The organism is Micromonospora sp. NPDC049799, from assembly GCF_040656655.1.
In the GTDB taxonomy this organism is placed as follows: Bacteria; Actinomycetota; Actinomycetes; order Mycobacteriales; family Micromonosporaceae; genus Micromonospora.
In genome coordinates this window covers 1-5,374 of sequence record NZ_JBFAMU010000340.1, presented here as the reverse complement: position 1 = coordinate 5,374, position 5,374 = coordinate 1, and the positions used below count along the sequence as shown (strand labels likewise).

General features: G+C 74.3%; 2 protein-coding genes and 1 pseudogene. 1 reads left to right on the top strand and 2 read right to left on the bottom strand.

Annotated features, from left to right (window positions below; all coding sequences use genetic code 11):
* Positions 1–3,428 (bottom strand): type VII secretion protein EccCa (gene eccCa, locus AB0I76_RS21555; RefSeq protein ID WP_357038237.1); only part of this gene is annotated, 3,428 nt, incomplete at its 3' end.
* A gap of 164 nt (positions 3,429–3,592) precedes the next feature.
* Here eccCa and eccD point away from each other — a divergent pair.
* Positions 3,593–4,990, top strand: a complete 1,398-nt coding sequence (eccD, locus tag AB0I76_RS21550; protein WP_357038234.1) for a type VII secretion integral membrane protein EccD — start codon at positions 3,593–3,595, stop codon at positions 4,988–4,990.
* A gap of 11 nt (positions 4,991–5,001) precedes the next feature.
* On the opposite strand, the pseudogene AB0I76_RS21545 reads toward eccD, so the two are convergent.
* Positions 5,002–5,374: pseudogene (locus AB0I76_RS21545) on the bottom strand (hypothetical protein); the annotation flags it as partial.

Here is a 5,374-nt window from a genome sequence, read left to right as displayed (position 1 = left end):
GCCGGCGTGTACCGCTCGGTGATCCCCCGCGCGATCAGCCGCAGCACGTTGGTCTTGCCGCACTCGGCGTCGCCGAAGACGGTCAGGTGCGGCTCGTTGGCCAGGTCGAGGTAGACCGGGGCGAGGGCCGCCTCGTTGACGCCGATCGGCACGCCCGGCGCCGAGCGGTCGATGATCCGGGCCAGCTCGGGGACGGGCAGCCGACGGGGCAGCAGGCGTACCTTCGGGGCCGGCCGGCCGGGCCAGGCGGTCGCGACATGCTTCGCCAGGGCGACCGACGCCTCGGTCAGGTCCTCGATGTCCCGCCGGCCGTCGATCCGCGAGATCGCGGTGAGGAAGTGCAGCTTGTCGCGGGTCAGACCACGACCGGGCGAACCGGTCGGCACGTTCGCCGCCGCCCGCCGGTCGATCTCCGACTCGTTCGGGTCGCCCAGGCGCAGCTCCAGCTTCGTGCCGAGCAGGTCCCGCATGTTGATCCGGATCTCCGCCCACCGCACGGCGGTCACCACCACGTGCACCCCGAAGCCCAGCCCCCGGTTGGCCAGGTTGGTGATGGTCTGCTCCAGCTCCTCGTACTCCTGGCGCAGGGTGTTCCACCCGTCCACCACCAGGAAGACGTCGCCGAACGGGTCGTCGGCGAACTCACCGGCCGCCCGGCGGCGGCGGTAGCTCGCCACCGAGTCGATGCCGTGCTGGGCGAACCGCGTCTCGCGGTCGTCGAGGACGGCCACCACCTCGGCCACCGTACGCCGGACCGCCTCGGTGTCCCGGCGGCCGGCCACGCCGGCGGTGTGCGGCAGACCGTCCAGGCTGCGCAGCGCCCCGCCACCGAAGTCGAGGCAGAAGAACTGCACCTCGCGCGGGGTGTGGGTGAGGGCGAGCGAGGCCAGCAGCGAGCGGAGCATCGTGCTCTTGCCGCTCAGCGACGCGCCGACGATCACCACGTTGCCGCCCGCCCCGCCCAGCTCCACCAGCATCGCGTCGCGGCGCTGCTCGTACGGGCGGTCCACCACCCCCACCGGCACGGCGAGCTGCCCACGGCCCGGCCAGTTGGCGGTGCACAGGCCGAACGACGGGTGCACGCTCAGCGGGGGCAGCAGGTCCGACAGGCCCGGCGGCTCGGACAGCGGTGGCAGCCACACCTGGTGCGCCGGCCGCCCCTGCCCCTTGAGCCGGTCGATCAGCACGTCCAGCATCGCCACGGTCCGACCCTCGGCCGCCTGCGCCGGCTCCGGCACCGCGGTCACCGGCAGCTGCGGGTCCTGCACCGGGACGACGTTCACGCCGTACGGCACGATCCGGCGCTGCACAGCCGCCTGGGAGGTCGCGGCGACCTGCCCCGGCGCCCGGTACGGCCCGGACACGTAGGCGGCGCGGAACCGCAGCATGGTGCTCGTGTCGGTCTTCAGGTACCCGTGGCCCGGCGCGTTCGGCAGCTCGTACGCGTCGGGCACGCCGAGCACGATCCGGCTCTCGACGGCGGAGAAGGTCCGCAGGCCGATCCGGTACGACAGGTGCGTGTCCAGGCCGCGCAGCTTTCCCTCCTCCAGACGCTGGCTGGCCAGTAGGAGGTGCACCCCGAGCGAGCGGCCGAGCCGGCCGATCATGACGAACAGGTCGATGAAGTCGGGCTTGGCGGCCAGCAGCTCGCTGAACTCGTCGCAGATGATGAGCAGGCTGGGCATCGGCTCCAGCTGCTCGCCGGCGGCCCGGGCCTTCTCGTAGTCGAACCGGGAGACGTAGTTGCCGGCGGCCCGCAGGACCTCCTGCCGACGGGTCATCTCACCGGCGAGCGCGTCGCGCATGCGGTCCACCAGCGGCAGCTCGTCGGCGAGGTTGGTGATCACCGCGCTGGTGTGCGGCAACGCCTCCAGCGAGGCGAACGTGGCACCGCCCTTGAAGTCGACCAGGACGAAGTTGAGCTCCTCCGAGGAGTGCGTGACCGCCAGCGCGCCGACGATGGTCCGCAGCAGCTCGCTCTTGCCGGAACCGGTCGCGCCGATCACCAGGCCGTGCGGGCCCATGCCCTCGTGCGCGGACTCCTTGAAGTCCAGCTCGACCACGTTGCCGTCCGGCCCGACGCCGAGCGGGATGCGCAGCCGGTCGCGGTGGCTGCGGGGCCGCCAGGTCTGGCGTACGTCGACCGTGGCGGCGTCGCCGACACCGAGCAGGTCGGGCAGCTCGGTGCTGCGGGCCAGCGGCTCCTCGGCGGTGGCCTGCTGCTGGGAGAGGCGGAACGGCGCGAGCTGCCGGGCCAGTCCCTCGGCTGCGGCCTCGCTGAGCCGGTCGGGGGTGCCCAATGTGGACGACGAGGTGCCCCGGACCAGGTCGAGCGAGGTGCCGTCGCCCACGTCGAGGCAGAGCAGCCAACGGCCGGCGTCGCGGGGCACGGTGCCGGAGAGGTCGACGACGGTGGCGCCGAGCAGGCCCTGGCCCATCAGCTGGCAGGTGGCCGCCACCTCACCGCCGTCGACGACGACGACCAGGTGCGCGGCGGTGGTCAGCGGCTTCGCCTCGGGAGCGAAGCGGGGCCGCCCGGCCAGTTCGCCGGCGAGCGCGTCCTCGGCCTCGGTGAGGCTGGCGAAGACCAGCCGCCGGGGACCCGCCGCGTCGGCACGACCGGGGTGGTGCGCGTGCGGCAGCCACTTGACCCATTCCCAGGCCGCCTGCCGGTCCGGCGCGGCGACCACGGCGACCACCAGGTCGTCCGGGGCGTGGAAGGTGGCGAGCTGGCCGAGCGCGGCCCGGACCAGGTCGAGCACGGGCTTCCGGTCGCCCCGCAGCACCACCCGGCTGAACGCCCGCACCGACAGGGCGGTCGGCAGTTCCGGCACGGTCGAGTGGGCGCGGACGAAGCGCCGCAGCGCGATGGCGCTCATCGGCTCCAGGTCCTCGACCGGCTTCGTCTCCGGGGGGACGATCTCGACGGCGAGGCGCTGCGGGCCGGTTGCGATCCGGGTCTCGCCGAAGTCGTCCTCGGTGACCCGGCGCTCCCACAGCCGGCGGGACGCGGCGATCGACCACAGCGCGTCCGGCTCGGGGTGTCGCCAGGCCATCGCCGCGCGCTGCTGCTCCGCCGCGCGCCGGGTGCGCTTGCGCATCTGCGCGAGGTACCGCATGTAGTCCCGGCGGTCGGCGTTCAGTTCCGCTTTGTCGTTGTTGCCGTTGAAGAGCGTGCCGACCGCCATCCCGAGCATCGAGACACCGAACAGGCCACCGGCGACGTACGTCATCATGCCGCCGCCCCGGCCGGCGTAGAGGAACGCCATCGCGCCGACCCCGCACACCATCGGCAGGATCATCAGCAGCTGCCCCATGCCGCGCGGCGTCGGCTCGGGCAGCTCGGGCGGCGACTCCAGCAGCAGCTCACCTCGGGGCAACGCGGGCCCCGACTGGCGTGGAGGGCGGCGGAACACCACCGTGCTCACGGCTTCTCCTCCCCGTTAGGCGGCCGTGATGGAGTTTTGCCGGCGACCGCTGTCGTCGGGTGGGCATCGTACGTGCTCGCCATCGTAGGTAATCTCCCGTGGGCGTCAGGGTCCGACCGGGCGTCCACCGACGGGGGCGATCGGGTAGAGGCGAGGAGGCCACTGTGGCGACGAAGACGGCGACCGGTGGGCTGAGCCGGATCACCATCGTGGCCCCGCGTACCCGGATGGATCTCGCGCTGCCGTCCGACGTGCCGCTCGCGGACCTGCTGCCCGCGCTGCTGCGCTACGCCGGGGAGGACCTGGCTGACGACGGCGTGCGGCACGGCGGGTGGAGCCTGGCCCGGCTCGGTGGCGCGCCCCTGGACGGTGGTCTCACCGCCGCGCAGCTCGGCGTCCGCGACGGCGAGGTGCTCCACTTCCAGCCCCGGGCCGCGACGGCACCGGAGATCGTCTTCGACGACGTGGTCGACGCCGTGGCCACCGCCACCAACCAGCGTCCGGGCGCCTGGCAGGTCGCCACCACCCGCTCCTTCGCGGTCCTCCTCGCCGCGGTGGCGTTGGGTGCCGGCGCGCTGGCCGCGCTGTTCGCCGGGCCGCCGCAGCTGCCCGCCGCGCTGGCCGCCCTGCTCATCGCGGTCGCGCTGGTGGTCGGCGCGGCGGTGCTGTCCCGGGCCGCCGGTGACAGCGCCACCGGCTCCGTGCTGGGTCTGGCGGGTCTGGCGTACGCGGGGGTCGGTGGCCTGCTGCTGCTCGCCGGCGACCGGGAGCTGACCGGATTGGCCGCCCCGCACGTGCTGCTGGCCGCCACGGCGGTGGTGGTCGCCGGGGCGGTGTCGGCCCTGGCCGTCGGCGACCGCCTGCCGCTCTTCTTCTGCGCGGTGGCGGTGGGTGGCGCGACCGGCTTCGGTGCCCTGCTGTCCATCGCGTTCGGGATCGACGCCCCGGCCGCCGCGGCGGTGGTGGCGGCGGTGGCCTTCGGTGCCGTGCCGGCCCTGCCGATGGCCGCCTACCGGCTGGCCCGGCTGCCCGTGCCGTCCATCCCCACCGGCCCGGACGACCTGAAGACGGACACCGAGTCGGTGGACGGCCGACGGGTGCTCCAGCTCAGCGAGCGCGCCGACGAGTTCCTCACCGGTCTGTTGTGGACGGTGTCGCTGCTGGTGTTCGGCGCCCAGGTGGTGCTCGCGCTCGACGGGCGGCTCGCGGCGGTGCTGCTGTGCCTCGTGCTGGCGCTGCTGTCGCTGCTGCGGGCCCGTCCGTTCCTCGGCCGGGCCCAGCGCACCCCGGTGCTGTTCACCGGCACCGCCGGGCTCGGTCTCACCGCCGCCGCCACGTTCGCCGGCGGCTCGACGGTCGTCCGCCTCGGCGCCATCGTCGGTGGGCTGCTGCTCGTGGCCGTGGTCAGCCTGGTCTACGGGCTGACCGTGGCGGGCAAGCGGATCTCCCCGGTGTGGGGCCGGTTGCTGGACATCGTGGAGATCCTGCTGATCATCGCGCTGGTCCCGCTGGCCGTGTGGGTGGTCGGCCTCTACGACTGGATCGTGAACCTCCGCCCCTGACCCCGTCGGCGTCAGCCGCCCAGGGTGGTGCCGACCGGTGCGGTGGCGTAGACGCCCGGTGCGTGCTCGCCGTCCACCGGGCGGGCCGGTGCGCCGCACCGGCGGGCGACGTCGCGTACCACCTTGACCAGCGCCTCCACGTGGTTGTCCGTCGCGCCGACCCGCAGCAGCGGCGCGACGCCCCGGCCGCCGGGGAGCACCACGGCGGCGAGCGTGTGCGACGGTGCGGCGGTCGCGGTGACCGCGTCGACGAGGGCGCCGAACGCCGTGCCGGGCTTGGCCCGCAGGGCAGGTCCCGCCCGCTGGCGGCGGACAGGCTGCCCAGCAGGTCGTCCAGGGTGGCGTTGCCGAACCGGTGCTTCGCGAAGTGCGCGTTGAGGCCGG